Source organism: Burkholderia sp. BCC0097, from assembly GCF_902832985.1.
GTDB classification, from domain to species: Bacteria; Pseudomonadota; Gammaproteobacteria; order Burkholderiales; family Burkholderiaceae; genus Burkholderia; species Burkholderia orbicola.
The window spans coordinates 372,508-389,478 of the sequence record NZ_CADFDM010000007.1; the positions used below are offsets into that span (position 1 = coordinate 372,508).

Below are 16,971 nucleotides of genomic sequence, written 5' to 3' on the forward strand. Positions count from 1 at the left end.
GTTACGCATGCAAACGACGCCAAGGAGCGACAAAGCATGCGTGCAAATGCCGAAACCAAGACGGCCCTCGCGACGCTTCCCGCGGTCGGCTTCTCCCGCTGGAACCAGCTTCAGCTGTTCATTCCGGTCAGCCGTGAAACGTGGCGCAAGCTGGTGAAAGAAGGTCGTGCCCCGCAGCCACAGCGCTGGACTGAACGGTGCACGGTTTACAGCAATGAGGAAGTGCACCGCTGGATGAAGAATCCAGCCGCCTACCACGCGCAAGCAATGGCTGCGTAAGGGGGCGTCGATGACAAACAATAAAAAAGCCGCGACCCTTAAAGGTGCGGCTCAAAACAAAGCTCAAGATCACTATAGCAGCAACGATGCCGCAGCTCAACGGCATCGAATTCTCGATTTCCTACGTCAATACGGCTCGCTATCGACGTTAGATGCGCGGCACAAAATCGACGTCATGCATCCGGCGGCGCGCATCATGGAACTGCGGCGCATCGGGGTCGAGATCTCGACGGTTTGGACACAAGAAGCTACGCCCGAAGGTAGTTGGCATCGCGTCGCACGCTACCACCTGATGCGAGAGGTAGCGGCATGACGCGGCCGTCATTCCAGTTCTATCCAGGCGACTGGCAGGCGAACAGCAACCTCCGACGCTGTACTCATGCTGAGAAGGGCGTCTGGATCGACGTGATGTGCCTCCTGCACGATTCCGAAGAGTACGGCGTTCTCCGCTGGCCGCTCAAAGAAATTGCGCAGGCGATCGGTGCTCCGCTCGCGATGCTCAGATCCATCATCACCAAGGGCGTGCTGAAGGGAGCCGACAAAGGGCAGACTTGTGCTGCGTTCGTCTACGTTCCGAGGTCCGGTCGACGTGACGGTGATCCGGTAACGCTCATCGCGGAGCAGGAAGGGCCGATCTGGTACTCGTCGAGGATGGTCAAGGACGAGCACGTGCGTTTGGTCCGCGGTGAATCGTCGCGCTTTCCTAGCGATGGAGATGACGCACTGAAGGCATCACCAAAGCATGGCTTGGGTGATATCACCAAAGCTTCACCAAAACCCCCCTTAGGTGACGGCTCTTCATCTTCATCTTCGTCTTCAAACAAACAAAAACAACGCGCTCCGCGCTTCGATGCGCAGGCGCATCTCGAGTCTTTTGGCGTTCCGCCGGAGATCGCGAAGGACTGGCTTGCTGTTCGCAAAACCAAGCGTCTGGCGCCGACTCTGACGGCTTTCGATGACGCCAAGGCCGAGGCAGACAAAGCGGGGATCTCGATGGCGGACGCAGTGCGCACCTGCGTCATTCGCGGATGGGGAGGCTTCAACGCATCGTGGTTGGGCGAGCCGTCCGGACGCGTTAATGGCCACCAGGCCGAGGGGATCTTCGGGTGATGGCCATGAACCTGCGTTTTCCGCGGAACTCAGCCGAGCTGATCGCCATGCGCAAGAGCGGCAACGCGCCGGAACTACCGGTGTTGGTCACGCTTGCAGGTCCGTTGTCATGGACGAATGTGACGCTCAGCGCGACACCAAGCGAGCGTTATGACTGGCGACCGGTTACAGCATTGGACGTCGAGGTGTTCGCGTCCACACACGTGCCTTGGCGTGACCTGCTGAGCACGCTGTCGGATATCGCCGCTGCAGTGCCTGACACGCTGGTGCTGACCTTCCGCGAAGGTCCGCGTGTGCACTGCGGCGAGGCGCATGTTGTCCCGGGACAGGATTTCGCGTTGTTTGACTGGTTCCCGATGGCGATCGCACCGATCTGTTGGCCGGCCGCGCACGTACTTGCTCGACGCCTGTTCGACGTGTTGGGCGACACGATTCCGAATCCATACGACGATGCCTGCAACCTCGCAATGCAGGTGGTCGCCGACGCTCACGAGAATGCCACGGAGGTGGCCTGATGGCCCGAACGCTGCCCGATTCGATCGACTGGAACGCCTATGTCAACGATACAGACGACGGCCGCGCGGACGTGCGCCGCGCGAGCGAGTTTATCGAGGACCTGGTCGAGCACCTGCACAGCCCGAAGGAAGTCGCGCCCGGTACCGAGTCGCCTTGGGCCAGTGTCGGCGATTCGCTCCGCTTTCGCGAGGGCGAGGTGACGCTGTGGGGCGGCGTGAACGGCCACGGCAAGTCCGCCGTCCTCGGCGAGGTGATGCTTCATGCCATGTCGGCCGGCGACCGGGTATGCATCGCGTCGATGGAAATGCGCCCGATCGCGACGATGGAGCGCCTCGCGCGCCAGGCAGCGGCCACCGATAAGCCGGCACCTGAATTCATCCGCGGCTTCGGTCGTTGGACGGACGAGAGACTATGGCTGTATGCCCATGTCGGCACGGTCGAGCGCACGCGCATGCTCGCGGTCGCGCGGTACTGCCGCAAGGAGCTCGGCGTGCACCACGTCGTGATCGACAGCCTGCTCAAGTGCGGTATCGCACCGGATGACTATGCCGGTCAGAAAACCTTCGTCGACGCGCTGTGTGCGCTGGCGCGAGACACCGGTGTGCACATCCATCTCGTGCACCACGCACGCAAGGGCGAGAAGGAAGCCGTCGTGCCGGATAAGTTCGATATGAAGGGCGCCGGCGAGATCACGGACCTGGTCGACAACGTGCTGATCGTGCATCGGAACAAGACCAAAGAGGCGACGCTGCGCAAGGAGATGCTTTCCGACGAGAAGCGCCAGGAGGCTGAGCAGCAAGCCGACACAGCACTGATCTGCGCAAAGCAGCGGCACCACACGTGGGAAGGTACCGTGCGCCTCTGGTTCGACGCTGCCAGCTTGCAGTTTCGCGATGTGCGTGCCGGTGGCGCGCGGTATCTGGATCTGCATTCCGGTACGTGGATGCAGGGCTGGCAGCGGTGATTGGGGCGCTGAGACTGAATTTAGCAGGAGGAAATCAGGGCAATGACCCAGTTCAGGAAAGGGCAGAGCGGAAATCCTGCCGGGAAACCGAAGGGCACGCGCGACAAGCGCACTGCGCTGCGCGAGTTGCTCCAGCCGCACGCCGCTGACCTGGTGGCGAAAGCGGTGGAGCTCGCCAAGGCGGGCGATACGACTGCGCTGCGCATCTGCATCGATCGATGCATCCCAGCGATCAAGGCGAAGGATCAGCCAATCAGCCTCAAGAGCTTGGGTGGCTCGCCAGCACAGATGGGCGAAACAGTTTTACGGGCGATGGCGGCGGGAGAGATCACGCCCGATGAGGCAGCCGCGGTGATGCAGGTCGTTACCGCGCAGATGAGGATTGTCGAAGTCGATGATCTTGTGAAACGCATCGAGGCTTTGGAGGGCAACGGCGATGGCGAGCAACAGCAATCTTAAGGCGCGCGTTGCGTGCTTGGAACAACGACGGGACACGAGTGATCCGCCGATCATCATTCGCCGAATCATCGCTTCGGAAGACGAAAGCTATTTCGACGGCGTTACGGTCAATGGAGCCTATATGCCGTGCGCGGCCGGTCAATCTGCATCCGAATTGGAGCAAGAGGTGATCGCGGGAATCAAGCGTCAACGCGAAGCAGGCAGGTTTCTCGTTCGAAAGGTAAGGGCAGGCGCCGTAACCAACGCGGGACGACACGCTGAATCGTGATTATTGGAGAGCAATGCAATGGCAAACATCAACCTCAGATCGCGTGTTGAGCGCCTCGAACAACGGCACCCTGAGTCGTACTCCGTGGACACGATTGTGATTACTGACCTCGAGGATAAGGAGTGCCTCCCACACCTCATTTGGACGCTTGGACGTAGCGGCTTTGAGGAAGTCCCCGAGGGGACCACTTGGGAGAACGTTCAATGTGGGGCGATTGGAGGTGGCAAATGAGAGATGCGGACGAACAAATCCAGCTTGCGAGTATGGAACTTGTGTTGAACGTCGCGCTGGCTCAACTGAGGGTCATCCATGCGCACATACAACCGGTGGCAGACCAATTTGATGAATCGAGCGAGGAGCGCCGGTATCTGATGGCTGGCGTCGTTGAAATGGTGAACCTCCACGGCTACCTGACGAATCGCCTCAATGAATTGACGACGGGAATCGCAGATCCTGTCGAGGCGGCGAAGGTCATTGTCGATGGAGCAAAGCGATGCGCACAGCAGATGCAAATCGATGCTGATGCCGACAAGGCATTGCTTCAGCGGGACGCTGACGGTGAGCGTTCGGACATCTTGATTCATTAACAGGGGAATCTCATGGGACTGTTGGACGCTCTTTCTACGAGCAGCGAATCGGATCAGGTGCCTGCGTTCGGAGGAGGCCTGATGGGAATGATGGCGAATCCGAACACCGCCGGCCTGATGGGCATGGCTGGCGCGCTGTTGCAAGCGTCGGGTGCCTCCAGATTGCCCGTGACGAACGGCGCGGCACTGGGCATGGGGTTGCAGGGAGGCATGCAGGGTGCCCAGGACGCCTTCGCTATGCAACGGCAACTGATGGGGTTGCGGATGGTGCAGGGGTTGATGGCCGGGAACTCAAGCGCGGCCGCTGCGCCGACCGCCACGCAAGAATCCGTCGCTCCCGCACCGGCCCTTGTCGGCTCGGCAAACGTGCCCGGTTTGTCCGGAATCTCGGCCGGAATGGGGGCATACGCGTCCTCTCCGCAAGTGGCAGCGAACTCAGCGGCTTCCCTCTATCCGACGCAAGCGCAGGCGATGGATTCGAATGTCAGACGCATCCTGAACCAGGGATTGGGACTCAGCATGATGGGTGTGCCCGGCGGGATGGATTACGCAAAGGAACAACTTCAGTACGATCCATCGGTGCAGATGGCATTGCCGACGGACGTCCAGCGCAATGCAGCCGCCGCGTATGGCAATGGGACGCCTGAATATCAGAATGCACTGCGCGGCATCCTGACGAAGGACGGAATCGTCTCGCTGCGCCCTGGCGCGCCATTCGTTATGAATGGCAAGCTCGTGACTACGCCTGGTGCGGCACCTGCTGGGTACATGAACAGCTACGACAATGCGACCGGCCAATGGTCGGTCACGCCAGTTGCGGGCGGCACGGAGGCGGTTCGCGGTAGTTCGGCCGCGCAGGCTGGCGGCAAGGCGCAGTACAACCTGCAACAGGTCTGGGACCCGTCGGTGAATGGCGGTCAGGGCGGCTTCGTTTTCCAGTCCACTGCAAATGTCGCAGACGCGTCGAATGGCGCTGTGCCTGGTGTACCGACGGGTGGCCTTGCGGGCATTTTCGCCCAGCAAGAGTCAAGCGGTGGGCGTACGGCACCAGACAATCCATTCCAGATCCAGCAAGGAACATTCAATCGCTATGCACAACCCGGTGAATCATGGGGCAACGTTGCGGACCGCAATACGGTTGCACAGAGAGTTCTGAGTACGTACAGCCAGCAATACGGCGGTGATCTCGGGCGCATTGCCACGGCCTACTTCTCTGGAGAAGGAAACGTCGCTCCTCCGGGTAGTCCTACGCCATTCCTCCGGAACGTCGCTGATAGCAATGGCAAGACCGTCGCGTCCTATGTCGGCGATATTCTCGGCAGGTCTGGCGGGATGGCTCAAGGGCAGCAACATGCACCTATGGCTGCTCAGCCGCCCCTTGGCGCCCAAGCCGATGCCACGGCACAGGCGAAAGGCCAGGTCGACACCATGAACGCCTCATACAAGGAGACGCGACAAGCCCGGTCCACCGGTCAGTATGCGCTGACGATGCTCGACGACATGTCGAACTTCGCCCAGACGAAGAGCCCGGCACTCGCGAACAAGCTGTATAACGTGCAGGGCATCTTCTCGTCGGACGCCCAGTTGTTCGACAAAGCGCGCGACAACCTCATTACGCAGGTATCGAACTCGAGCGGCATGAGCACTGACGCTGCCCGGGCGATCGTCAATGGCGCTATCCCGTCGTATGGCATGAATCCGCAGGCAATCCAGACTGGCCTTGGCCAGATCAAGGCGCAGGTGCAGATGCGAATGGTCAAAGGCGACTATCTCTCGGACGCGTACGCCAACGGTAATGCGCAGGCGTACAACCAGCGCGAAAACCAGTTCGACCAGATGATGACGCCCGCCGCCGCGGCAATCATCAAGATGCCACCAGGTCTAGCCCGCAATCAGGCAATCGCCGCTGCCAAGAACAATCCGCAAGACGCACAGGCCCTCCGCTGGGGCTTGAACGTCGGTCTGCTGCGCTAAGGAGGTCGCCATGCCCTACCAATACGGCTTCATCACTCCCGGCGCTGGTGCAGGAGCGCAACTGCCGCAAATGTCCGCGAGCGGCGCTGACCCGCTCGATGCATTCATCTCGTCCCAGGGCGGTATGACGCAATCGGGCGGTAGGTCCATCAGGAATACCGTGGCAACGCCGCCAGCCAACGCTGCGGACCCGCTGGACACCTTCATCGCGGCGCATGGTGGCTTGCCAAAACCAACCGCGCCTGCGGCTCAATCCACGTCCTCGGGCCTTGCTCAAGACCTTGCGGCTGGCGGTGCGTCGCCCGACACGTGGAGCACCCTGCAGCAGATTGGCTCTGGCGCGTGGCGCGGTATCTCAAGCCTCGCCAACAATGCCGCCAACCTCGTCGAGAAAGGTGTCTCCGCCGGTGTGAACGCGATTCCCGGCGTGCGCGGCTCGGCGGCGGGCAACTGGCTGGCCAACACCGCGAACAACGATGTTTCGGCCCAATCAGCAGCGGACCAACAGTTCAGGCAAACGGCCTCGCCCGGCGCGCAGGCATCGGCCATCGTGGCGCCGATGCTCTTGCCGATGGGCGGCGCGCTGCGCGTGGGAAATGCGATTCGGGATGGCATCACGGCGCTTCCGGCAATGGGCGGCACAGTCGGCCGTATGGTTGGCACTGGGATTGGAAACGCCGCGACGGGTGCCGCGCTGTCGGCAGGCACAGCGATCGATCCCAATCAACCGTATTGGCCTCAGGTCGGGCGTAATGCCCTAGTGGGCGCAGGTATGGGTGTCGCCGCACCGGCTATCATCGGGGGCCTACTTGGAGCAGGCCGTGCTGCTTATAACGCAGCGATGCCGCTGCTGAATCCACGCGGCTACGTTGGGCAGCAATTCGCCAATGCAATCGGAAATGATGCTGCACAGGTGGCGACCAATATCCGCAACGCACCGGTATATGTGCCTGGTTCGATGCCGACGACCGCTCAGGTCGGGGCAACACCCTTCTTGGCCCAGACAGAGAAGGCTATGGCGAACAGCAATCCGGCCTTCAAGACGGCGCTTGAACAGCGCAACATCGACAACAATGATGCGCGATGGGGCGCTCTTATGGGGGTGGCCGGGACCCCGGCCGACCTGCAAGCAGCTCAAGCTGCGCGCGAGGCTGCGGCGACGCCGCTCTATCAATCGGCGCACCAAGCAACCGCCAACGTAGGGCCGGCGTTCATGCGTTATGCACAGATTCCGGAGATGCAGGAGGCCATGCAGCGGGCGAATCAGATCGCATCTCTCGATGCGGCAGTGGGGCGCGGGGTGGCGCCAGTATGGCCGCTAGAGGGAGGGAGTCGGCAGATTAACGGGGCTGCACTGGACTACACGAGCCGCGCGCTTGGCGACATGATCAATGAGGCGCAGCGGCAAGGCACGTCGACGCGCGTTGGGGCGCTTACGGCTCTGAAGAGCGATGTCGACAACTGGATGACGCGGTACGTTCCGGGTGTTCAGCAGGCTCGCGCTGCTTATGCGGCTGGCAGTGTGCCAATCAACACGATGCAGGTGGGTCAACAGATTGCGAACGGCTTGGGAACCAGATCTATGAATGCCGGCCAGGTGCCGCAGATCCAGTTAATGCCCTATCGATCCGCGTTGACGCGAGCAATGAGTGGAGCGGATTTCGGTATTGACGCGAATGCATTGAATACCCTGCAAGGAATCGGGCAGGATTTGCAGCGTGCTACGGTTTCCAACTCGATTCGTTCGCCTGGGAGCGATACGGCTTACAACCTCGCTACTAATGGTTGGCTGGCCCGTCAGTTGTATGGGCGAAACTTCCAAGGTGGCGCAGTTGGAAGTGTTCTCGGAAATGCAGCTCAGGCCGCAGGTGCTGCCGGCGGCGCGGCGTTCTTCGGGCCGGCCGGGGCTGGAGTAGGCTCGGCACTAGGGAGTGGTATTGGTGGCTTGCTGAATGGCTCTCGGGTCGGCACACGGTTGAACGGGCAACTGGCCGGGCTGCTGCTCAATCCCCAAGAGTTCCTGCCGTATCTCGATGCTCGCGCTGTCGGCGCACCCGCCCCCGTTACCGGAGGATTGATGCAAGGATTGTCGGGACGTCTGCAATACATGCCGGCGCTCGCTGTTCCGCAGCTCGCTGGTCCTCAAGGAAATCCGTAGCCAGCAGAGTGACCGGCCTATCGCTATCGTCCCCAGCGGGAGCCGCGGCCGGTCAACTTTGGTACTTCCTGCACTTCCGTCATCTCACCGTCGATTGTCATTGGTTGCTCAGCGACGAGGGGCGCCGAATTCTTGGATTCCTCGTCGATCACATCCCAGTCCAGTGGCGGGGGCTTTAGCTCGGGCTCTGGCTTCCCGGCCAATAGCGGGACCAGACCGATCAACCCGAAGAGAATTGCCGCACCGATGTAGATGAATACGCGGTCGGTAAGCGTGAAGCCGGCTGCACTCGTCGCGGCGGCGGTTCCGGCAATGGCAGGGGTGAGGCTCATGATGCATATCCCAGTCGATTCAACTCAGCATAGACGACGCACGAACGAGCCGCAATCCAGCAGTATCGTTGACGGTATTGCTAAATCTGGGGAGGCCCCGGATTTGTGAGCGGGTTATTGCCCGCTCGCGGTTTGACCCATCAGCCATCTGTTGCGATCGGCAAGAGTAGCAAGCTGATCGTCCAAGTCCTCCTTTAGCATTCGCTGGTCCTCCATCGAGAGCTCAAGATTCGACTGATGAGTCTCAGTGTCGCGCAGGTAATACAACTTCGCGACGTTCATTTCATGCGTATTGCAGCGAATCTCTAGCCGGCGTACCTCAGCCTGCAAGCCGCGAATTTTCTGCTCGACGTACCGCAGCATGATCCAGGCGAAAGCCAGCAAAATCACCAAGTCGATCCAATCGATGCGCATCTCTACTCCTTAAGCATGGAATCGCCGGATGCGATTTCAATTCACTTCGCGAATCTTTCCAGCAGCGTGGTGAAATCCTAACACTGCCATGATGTGGTTCATTTGTGCGTGTCACTTTGCGAAAGCACCTTCAAAGCCAGCATCGACGCGGAAATGGAAATGCGTCACTCTGCGATCTAGGTGGTCATATTGATGGGGTTGCGCCAGGCAACGGAGCGTCGCTGAAAAACTGTTGCCAAACCGTGCGGGCATCGCTAATCTTGTATCAAACCTAGCCCGGGTTAAAGGGCATCGACTGCAAGACCTAGCTGTTGAACAGCCATATGTGAGCTCGCTCTGCGGGCACGGTGACTCGATCACCGAATGAACTGAGTAGGGCCCACGCCCAAAATCCGTCCATCATTTCCTGATGGGCTCGTGACTGCTTCGCCGCTAGGTGAAGCCCTCCAACGCCTTTTGCTTCTTGCGAAAGGTGCGATGTGCAATCCCCGTATGCCGCTCCCGCGGCAATCAATCCGTGACGTGCGCTCCCCAGCGCTAACGCCGTGCCTTGCTGCGTCCGTCTCAATCGTCCTCGTGACGACTGGCGGCGCGCTCGGCCTCGGCGTCTGGAATCTCGTGTCGACTCGCTCGGCACGCATCAATTCGCGCGGTCGGGGCATTGGCGCCCCCGATCGGTCGCAAAGCCAAAGCACGGATCAAACGGGGGAAGCGTCTTCCCGCCGCGTGCCAACCCTCATCGGGTTGATGCGCGCCGGGCTGCGTCAGCTGGCTGGCGTAGAACGCTCCCAATCTCACCAGGCCGAGGCTCGTGCCCCCGTTTGTTGTCTCCCAACTGCGTTTTCGCAGCTCCGTCCAGCGGACAGGGAGGCAACTGGGGGTCGAGCCTCACGTCATGGATGCGGGGTACGCATGTCGCACAAATCTCTCACGGCCGACCTGTGCCGTGCTGCGCGCGGGGCGCGTGGCAAACAGGCAAACTCGACCTCGAAAGGTCGGGAGAAGTCGCTCGCGCGTTTCGCTCGGTTTCTGTGGGACCAGGGCTTTCAGGTTCACACGACCGGTCAGCTCAAAGAGAAGCATCTGTTCGCATGGTCGGGCGACATGACATCACGAGGGCGCTCGACGCGGACGGCTGTCAACAACATGACGCACATCCGAACGGCGCTCGAAGGGATCGGTCGCCGACCGTTTGCCGACAAGATGAGCAATGCTGCGCTCGGGTTATCGGGCGCAAGCCGGGCCGGCACGAAGCGGCCGATGATGCGTGACGAGTTGGAACCGTACCGCGCCGCCGTTGCTGCGATCGACCCGGGCATTGCGATTGTGCTCGAGCTACAGCTCGAACTCGGACTGCGTGCCAGGGAGGCAGTTCAAAGCATCAAGTCACTGGCTGAATGGCGGCGCGCGCTTACCAGCCCGATCGGGGACGGCTTCGTGACCATCATCCACGGGACGAAAGGAGGCAAGACGCGACGGAGCCCACCGTTGGATCGACAGCGGGCCGCCGAGCTGGTGGAGCGTGCGATCGGACTGTCGAACGAGTACGGCGGGAAGCTGGTTCGCAAGCCGGATCTGAAACAGGCGATGGAGCGTTACCACTATGTCGTGCGCAAGGTCGGTATGACCGATGAACGCGCGCCGCATAGCCTCCGGTACGCGTATGCGACCGAACATCTTGAGAGGCAGAAGGTAGCCGGCGTATCGCGCCGGGAGGCGGCCGCTGGGGTGTCGACATGGCTCGGCCACGGGGATGGGCGCGGGACGTGGGTGGAGCGCGTTTATGGGCGTGAGGCGCTGGCCGATGCGGAGGTGAAGCATGCATAAGCACGTCGACACGCTGCCAGAGGTTGGTCATTCAAGGTGGAAGCAAATAGAACCTTTCGTTGGTGTATCACGCGAGACGTGGCGGAAGTTGTGCCGAGCTGGAAAGGCACCCAGGCCGATTCGGTTATCTTCGCGATGCACGGTTTGGTCGAATGATCAGATGCACGCATACCTGGCCGATCCATTGGGATATCGTGTGCTGTGATCGCAACTCACCGACTCGGACGATAGCGGTTCCGTCAACGTCATTTCCTGGAGGTCTAGGCATGGAGGCAGTGCGCGTACATAAGATCAAGTTGCCACTCGACGTACTTCGATCGCTTCCCAAAGACCGAGCCTCAGCCTTCTTGCGCGTGGGGCTTTTTATCAATGAATTGAATTGGCTTGTTCGATTGCTTCTGATTGCGAGAATGCCAAACGATGCGGATGAAGCCGAAAGGCGCGCTACTCTCTCGCTCGCGCTACTCACCGTTAAGTTGCTTGCCGGGAAGATCCACGAAGGCTGGGCCAAGCTGCTGAGCGAATTCAACTCCTTGGTCGATAAATCGCTAACCGAGGAAGGGAAAATCGCTGTAGAAGAATTGGGCAAGCGATTGGCCAAAGGCTCAATGATTCATAAGATCCGGAATGGTTTCGCCTTCCATTATTCTGCGCAGCTATCGATCGACGACTTGGAGGCATTGCCGCTTGGGGAGGACGAGATGGTGGCCTACATGTCGCAGAATCATGGTCACAACCTGATCTTCGTGTCGGAACTGGCGGCGATAAATCGGCTCGCTACGATTACCGAGGAGGCGAACCCCGGCAAAGCGTTTGGGTTGGTCATGCAAGAGGTGGTCGAGGTCGCCGGCTTGTATAGCGACTATGTTGTAGCGGTCTTGACGGCGCTTCTTGGAAACGATGTTATTGAATCGTTGACGATCGAGGCAATGCCGCGGACCAAGCAGGCTGAACGGAGAACCGACAGGATCATGTTCTTTGAGCTGCCTGTCCATGATTAGGGGCGTCGCGTTCGAACAAAATTGGAGCTGACCGTGGCAATCAATATTCCCTATCGTCGAACATGCAGACAATTGGCAGATGGAAGCTATGCGAACGACGGCAATGGGCAGTACGTTGGGCATCCAAGGTTTGCGACAAAACCGGAGGCTTACATTCGTGCGTTCCTTTTGCTTCAAAAGGATCTTCGGGAGCTATTCGACTATGTGGAGCCGGCCGATCAAAACTGTCCGAGCTTTTCCTTTCGAATTCATGAGCTATTGCTGCGTGCTTGCATCGAGGTTGAAGCGAACTGCAAGGCGATCCTTGCGGATAATGGATATCGGCCGAATGGAGAGCGCGACCTGAACATGCGCGACTATCGAAAGATTGAGGAGTCGCATCGTTTGTCGGGCTACAAGGTGCGGGTTCCGGGATGGCACGGAGATCGCGGTGTCAGATGCCCGTTCGACGCGTGGGGAAATAGGGCGGAGCGCCTGCCGCTTCCTTGGTACCAGATCTACAACGAGACCAAGCACAATCGGGCGACCACGTTTCATCAGGCGACGTTTGACCATCTGGTTGATGCTGTCTGCGGGGTTGTGGTTCTTCTGTCTGCGCAGTTTATGCAGGAAGATTTCGAGAGCGAAGACTATCTCGTCGCAGTCGGCAGGAACCGCGATGGGATGGATGCTGCGATCGGGGGATTTTTTCGGGTTTCATTTGCCGATTGGCCAGAGGCGGATCGGTATGAGTTTGATTGGCAGCATCTTAAAGATGAAGATGATCCGTTCGTCGCCTATCCCTATCCAGTCGAGTGAGCGTGTCAACGCCTCTTGGTGGCTTCGTGTGCTTTATGCAGGCGGTCGCGAAGTTCGAAGTTCGCGTCGAGCGCGAGAGCAAGTTCGTCAGTCCGTTTATTTAATGACGCAATTTTTTCTGATGACGCGCTTCCTTGTTCCAGCATTGCGGCAAGCTCGATTGCCCGAGCGATATAGATATCCAATGGGTATACCTTTTTCCCGTTATCGAGTGACGCCTCAAAGTGTGCTCGCCACTCCGTCGCCGCGAGTTCGAAGGCTGCCTTGATGATCAAAGCGCGGCGATCGTGCTTTCGCTGGAAGATTGAATTGAGAAGCGCGGCACTAGCAGTAATCGTTGCACCGGCGAGAGCTCCAATCAGGCCTACGGTTACGTTATCCAAGATGGCTCCGTTGATTGACTGCGGGCGTGCCGGATGTTGGGGCACACGATTTGGTTGATTCCCCGACACTTCCAGGGTCAGGAAACCATGCCTGTTTGATGCCAGCTGCTGCTTGCACAAAGCTAGCAATGAGTGCAAGTAGGCCGATGAAGGCGAGGATTTTTTGAACTCGGCCGCTGTCCTTATGGCGTCGTTCCTCGGTATTGAAAGCGTCGATGGCAGTGAATCCGCGTGGATCTATTCGATAGCGATGCTGGTCCGGAGCCTGGCTTGCCAAGTGGTCTGCAGCGAGAGATTGCAGCAGAAATTCGATGTAGTCGACTTGTGAGCGGTAACTCGGATGGAACACTACTCGATCGCCATAGCGCATCGCTAGCAGTTGCGACGCACTGGTGAAATTACGCGGGTGCTCGATTGACCATGCCATCAGGTCTTGTAATACCTGCATGCGCTGACGCCACTCTATCGTGCGCCGGTTAAATAGCCCTTGCGAGAAGTCACCCCACCAGGCGCACAATCGATATACGCCAAACCATGTGGCCAACAGGAATTTGCTGGCGGATTTTGACTTGAATTCGTATTGGCGAAGGTAGTAGATGACGTCAATTTCTGCGTGCACTGCTTGCGATATGGGAATCGTGACTGGATCGATGTACGCACTCGCATCATTGTTCCACGCGCGAGCACGGATTTCATCGGCACCGAGGCCATCAACCAAAACTTCTGGTAGTCCATCGATTCCGGTTAAGGTTGCGGAAAAGTAGTGGCGCTCAAACACTCTCGGTCGTGACAGTGGAATCCTATCCGGAGCGATGTGAGTCACGATTCGTTGTATCGCGAGACGGAAAAGAAGTTTGTTGATCCCCATTTTCGCCTGTTTTGTTTTGATATTTAGGTTTTTGACACCGATCACTATACATGGCTGCGAGAGAATGTCTCAATCACGAGCGGCGCCGATAGTCTAGTCATCTACTGCCCGACCTTTATTGGGATCACGGCAGCGCCTGCTTCAAGTGCATCGAGATGGTCGGCCCAGTGCTGCATCATCTTTCGACGCTCGGGCAGGAACTCGGCGTGCACGTATGCCGCAGTGACTTGGTTGCGCTCCGCATGCGCGAGCTGTCGATCGACGACGTCTCGACTGTAACCGAGTTCCCGGAGCACAGTTGCGGCTAAGCCGCGGAACCCGTGCCCGGTCATGCGCGACTTGTAGCCCATGCGGTAGAGCGCATAGAGCATCGTGTTGTTCGAGATGTGGCTCCGGCCTTGGACGCTGTAGAAGACGTGCCGATGGCTACCGTTGAGCTCGCGCAACGCGGCCAGTGCGTCGAGCGCCTGGCGCGAGAGCGGGACGATGTGCGGATCGCGCATCTTCATCCGCTCGGGCGGAATCCGCCATTCGGCGGTGCGTTCGTCGAACTCATCCCACTCGGCGTTGATCATCTCGGTTGTTCGAGTGAACGTCAGTGCCATGAAGCGGAGCGCCAGTCGAGTAACTAGGTCGCCTTGGTACGCGGCGATGTCCCGCATGAGCTGCGGAATTTCGACGGGCTTGACCCGAGCCATGTGTTTGACGCCAGTCCCTTTCTTGAGAACAGTTTCAGCGTCAATGTCCGCAGCAGGATTGCGAGAGCATCGCCCGGTCATGATTCCGTACTGGAACACCGCCCGCGAGCGCTGGAGGATGCGCTTTGCCGTCTCTCGCACGCCGCGAGATTCGACGGCCCTCAGGATCTCCAGCATGTCGGGCGCCTCGATGTCCCGGACCGGACGATGACCGATTCGCGGGAAAACATCGGCCTCGAGCGAGCCGATCACCTTGCCCGCATACACTTCGGTCCAGCCATCCTTCTGGGTCGCAAACCACTCGCGCGCGACGGCTTCAAACGTCGATGCAGCTTCGATCGCACGGGTGCGTTTGACTTCCCGCTTCTGTTCGGTCGGATCGGTGCCGGCGGCGAGTTGCTTCCGTGCATTGAGGCAGGCTTGCCGAGCCTCGGCTAGTGTCACCTCTGGATAGACGCCAAAGGCGGCGCGCTTCTCTTTGCCGTCGAAGCGGTACTTCATGCGCCAGTACCGCGACCCGTTCGGCATTACCTCTAGATATAACCCCTTGCCATCTGCCAGGCGATACGGCTTCTCGGCCGGCTTGGCCTTGCGGATCTGCATCTCGGTCAGCGGAGTGGCGCGCTTTGGCATGGCGTGGGGGCATCGAGTTTGGGGGCATGGAGGCATGTCCCAAAAGATGCCCCCAAGTTCGGTTGCTTGTACTGGGCAACCTTGGGCAATGATGGCAGCAAAAGTCTAGGCGACACAAGGCGGTGCGCGACTTTTTGGAGAAACTTGGGAGAAGATGGGAACCAGGCTGGTCCCCCCGACAGGAATCGAACCTGTATCTAGCGCTTAGGAGGGGGTAACAACAAGTTTGCCAAACCCTTATGCCATAAGCCTTTCATGCGTTTCAATTTCCCAAATACGCTAAAATGGGACAAATTTGGGACAACACACATGGGGCGGGCATGGCAACACTTAAACGCGTGGCGCGCGGTGTCTATCAGCGATTAGACGAAAACGGGCAGGCTGTTAAAGGTCAATATCAAGCCAAGGTCAGAAAACTGGGTGTCAATGTATCGCAAACATTCACTAAAAAAGACGAAGCTATCAGGTGGGTCACTGATACAGAAGCTCGTATCTATAAAGGCGAGTCTGTTGATATCGTAAAAGTCAAGAAAGTTACTCTTGCGGAAATCTTTGACGATTACATAAAAAACAATGTTATTTCAGATAAAAAGAAAAGTAACATTGAAAAGATAAAAGAAGAAATGGGAATTGTCATGCTTGGTCAATTTTCTACCGCAGGATTTTCAAAATATCTTGCCGACAAACTCAATCAAGAAATTTCCGTTCCGCCAGATACCAAGGCTCATCCGCTTTATAACAACTATAAAGAAGTGATTGACGGCGAAGTTAAGGCAAGGAAATACAAGCCGTCCACCGTGCGTAAGAACTACTATGATATAAAAACGGCGCTGGAATGGCATAGTCGGCATTATGACTATACTTTTAATGCCAAGCCTTTTAAAGACAATCCCCCGCCTAAGGCATGGAGCGAGCCAAGAGAACGGCGCTTGCATGAGGGTGAGCTTGAAAGATTGCTGTCTGCATGTGACTGCATGTATGTCAATCAAACAGTCCTAAAAATTATCATTAGATTTCAGATTTACTCTTGCATGCGAATCGGCGAAACATTGCTTATGAAGTGGGAAGACATACGAATTGACAAGAAAAATCCTGAGAATTCTTATATCTTCGTGCCCAAGAAAAATCAAAAGATTAAGAATAAGAAGAATGCAAAGGATAGATATGTGCTCATGCGTCCTGAGCTATACAAGCTTATAGAGGAAATAAAAGAAATACCAAAAAATAAAAGCGGTTTAGTGTTTCATTTTTGGGAAAATTCGGCGGTTTTCGGGCAACGATTCAAAGTCATTGTTAAGAATGCTGGCTCAAGCAATCTCAATCCTCATGACTTGCGCCATGAGGGTATCTCATGGTTTTTCGAGCATACAAATTTAACCGATATTGAAATAAGCAACATATCAGGACATATAGAGCTAAATACTCTTAAACGATATGCAAATTTGCGCCCGCAAAAGACTGGTGCAAAGCTTTGGGCGGGTATCAATCATTGACATATGCGACTTATCCATATTGTCCATGGGCAATGCAACGCATTGAGATTGACTGTGCTAGCTATCTAGCACTAGGGTCAATCGGTCCTGTGGGCAATGTGGGTAAGTCACACCAAAAAAAGAAAAGACCCGATTGGGTCTTTTTTTGTTAGTTGCGCTTTTTAATTTCTTCATTGATAAACTGCCTTATCAGATTTGACCAGTTTAGC

Annotated in this window: 19 protein-coding genes; 14 read left to right on the forward strand and 5 right to left on the reverse strand. The window is 57.7% G+C overall.

The features are described from left to right. The first annotated feature begins 36 nt into the window (after positions 1 to 36). The 10 genes from HWX07_RS24940 to HWX07_RS24985 all read left to right on the forward strand — a co-directional run bounded on the left by HWX07_RS24940 (position 37) and on the right by HWX07_RS24985 (position 8,315). Entirely contained in the window at positions 37 to 279 is a 243-nt protein-coding gene (locus tag HWX07_RS24940; RefSeq protein WP_175878033.1) for a transcriptional regulator, read from the forward strand. Positions 280 to 289: 10 nt separating this feature from the next. Then, a complete protein-coding gene (locus HWX07_RS24945) occupies positions 290 to 592 on the forward strand; it encodes a helix-turn-helix domain-containing protein (RefSeq protein WP_175878034.1) in 303 nt (100 codons plus the stop codon). Further along, complete coding sequence (locus HWX07_RS24950) at positions 589 to 1,389, forward strand: hypothetical protein (protein ID WP_175878035.1); 801 nt, start codon at positions 589 to 591, stop codon at positions 1,387 to 1,389. Before HWX07_RS24945 ends, HWX07_RS24950 begins: the two co-directional genes overlap by 4 nt. After that, positions 1,389 to 1,904, forward strand: coding sequence for a histidine ammonia-lyase (locus tag HWX07_RS24955; RefSeq protein ID WP_244130028.1), 516 nt, complete (start codon positions 1,389 to 1,391; stop codon positions 1,902 to 1,904). The genes HWX07_RS24950 and HWX07_RS24955 overlap by 1 nt, the downstream gene beginning before the upstream one ends. After that, positions 1,904 to 2,869 carry a DnaB-like helicase C-terminal domain-containing protein gene (locus HWX07_RS24960; protein ID WP_175878036.1) on the forward strand — a complete coding sequence of 322 codons (966 nt, stop codon included), beginning with the start codon at positions 1,904 to 1,906 and terminating at the stop codon, positions 2,867 to 2,869. The genes HWX07_RS24955 and HWX07_RS24960 overlap by 1 nt, the downstream gene beginning before the upstream one ends. Positions 2,870 to 2,911: 42 nt before the next feature. Further along, a complete protein-coding gene (locus tag HWX07_RS24965) occupies positions 2,912 to 3,328 on the forward strand; it encodes a DUF5681 domain-containing protein (RefSeq protein ID WP_175878037.1) in 417 nt (138 codons plus the stop codon). Beyond that, positions 3,306 to 3,596, forward strand: coding sequence for a hypothetical protein (locus tag HWX07_RS24970; RefSeq protein WP_175878038.1), 291 nt, complete (start codon positions 3,306 to 3,308; stop codon positions 3,594 to 3,596). Before HWX07_RS24965 ends, HWX07_RS24970 begins: the two co-directional genes overlap by 23 nt. 227 nt (positions 3,597 to 3,823) lie before the next feature. Next, positions 3,824 to 4,183, forward strand: a complete 360-nt coding sequence (locus HWX07_RS24975) for a hypothetical protein (protein WP_175878039.1) — start codon at positions 3,824 to 3,826, stop codon at positions 4,181 to 4,183. 12 nt (positions 4,184 to 4,195) lie between these two features. After that, entirely contained in the window at positions 4,196 to 6,157 is a 1,962-nt protein-coding gene (locus HWX07_RS24980) for a hypothetical protein (RefSeq protein WP_175878040.1), read from the forward strand. A gap of 10 nt (positions 6,158 to 6,167) precedes the next feature. Beyond that, a complete protein-coding gene (locus HWX07_RS24985; protein WP_175878041.1) occupies positions 6,168 to 8,315 on the forward strand; it encodes a hypothetical protein in 2,148 nt (715 codons plus the stop codon). Positions 8,316 to 8,338: 23 nt separating this feature from the next. Here the strand turns inward: HWX07_RS24985 and HWX07_RS24990 are convergent, their stop codons facing one another. Both HWX07_RS24990 and HWX07_RS24995 read right to left on the reverse strand, forming a co-directional pair. Next, positions 8,339 to 8,647 (reverse strand): hypothetical protein, encoded by a 309-nt coding sequence (locus HWX07_RS24990; RefSeq protein WP_175878042.1) that lies wholly within the window; start codon positions 8,645 to 8,647, stop codon positions 8,339 to 8,341. A gap of 114 nt (positions 8,648 to 8,761) precedes the next feature. Further along, the gene (locus HWX07_RS24995; protein WP_175878043.1) at positions 8,762 to 9,061 is read right to left on the reverse strand and encodes a hypothetical protein; all 300 of its coding nucleotides are present in this window, start codon (positions 9,059 to 9,061) and stop codon (positions 8,762 to 8,764) included. A 912-nt stretch (positions 9,062 to 9,973) separates the two neighbouring features. Between HWX07_RS24995 and HWX07_RS25000 the strand changes: the two genes are divergently transcribed. The 3 genes from HWX07_RS25000 to HWX07_RS25015 all read left to right on the forward strand — a co-directional run bounded on the left by HWX07_RS25000 (position 9,974) and on the right by HWX07_RS25015 (position 12,687). After that, positions 9,974 to 10,888 carry an integrase domain-containing protein gene (locus tag HWX07_RS25000; protein ID WP_175878044.1) on the forward strand — a complete coding sequence of 305 codons (915 nt, stop codon included), beginning with the start codon at positions 9,974 to 9,976 and terminating at the stop codon, positions 10,886 to 10,888. A gap of 266 nt (positions 10,889 to 11,154) precedes the next feature. Beyond that, positions 11,155 to 11,889, forward strand: coding sequence for a hypothetical protein (locus HWX07_RS25010; protein ID WP_175878046.1), 735 nt, complete (start codon positions 11,155 to 11,157; stop codon positions 11,887 to 11,889). A 33-nt stretch (positions 11,890 to 11,922) separates the two neighbouring features. Beyond that, positions 11,923 to 12,687, forward strand: a complete 765-nt coding sequence (locus tag HWX07_RS25015) for a hypothetical protein (RefSeq protein WP_175878047.1) — start codon at positions 11,923 to 11,925, stop codon at positions 12,685 to 12,687. A gap of 5 nt (positions 12,688 to 12,692) precedes the next feature. On the opposite strand, the gene HWX07_RS25020 is transcribed toward HWX07_RS25015, so the two are convergent. Genes HWX07_RS25020 through HWX07_RS25030 form a run of 3 tightly spaced genes read right to left on the reverse strand, consistent with a single transcriptional unit; the run spans position 12,693 to position 15,269 of the window. Next, positions 12,693 to 13,070: a hypothetical protein gene (locus tag HWX07_RS25020; protein WP_175878048.1), complete on the reverse strand. Its 378-nt coding sequence runs from the start codon at positions 13,068 to 13,070 to the stop codon at positions 12,693 to 12,695. After that, entirely contained in the window at positions 13,063 to 13,983 is a 921-nt protein-coding gene (locus HWX07_RS25025) for a hypothetical protein (RefSeq protein ID WP_175878049.1), read from the reverse strand. The genes HWX07_RS25020 and HWX07_RS25025 overlap by 8 nt, the downstream gene beginning before the upstream one ends. Positions 13,984 to 14,039: 56 nt before the next feature. Then, positions 14,040 to 15,269, reverse strand: coding sequence for an integrase arm-type DNA-binding domain-containing protein (locus HWX07_RS25030; RefSeq protein WP_175878050.1), 1,230 nt, complete (start codon positions 15,267 to 15,269; stop codon positions 14,040 to 14,042). A 320-nt stretch (positions 15,270 to 15,589) separates the two neighbouring features. Between HWX07_RS25030 and HWX07_RS25035 the strand changes: the two genes are divergently transcribed. Then, positions 15,590 to 16,762 carry a site-specific integrase gene (locus HWX07_RS25035; protein WP_175878051.1) on the forward strand — a complete coding sequence of 391 codons (1,173 nt, stop codon included), beginning with the start codon at positions 15,590 to 15,592 and terminating at the stop codon, positions 16,760 to 16,762. The last annotated feature ends 209 nt before the right edge of the window (positions 16,763 to 16,971 follow it).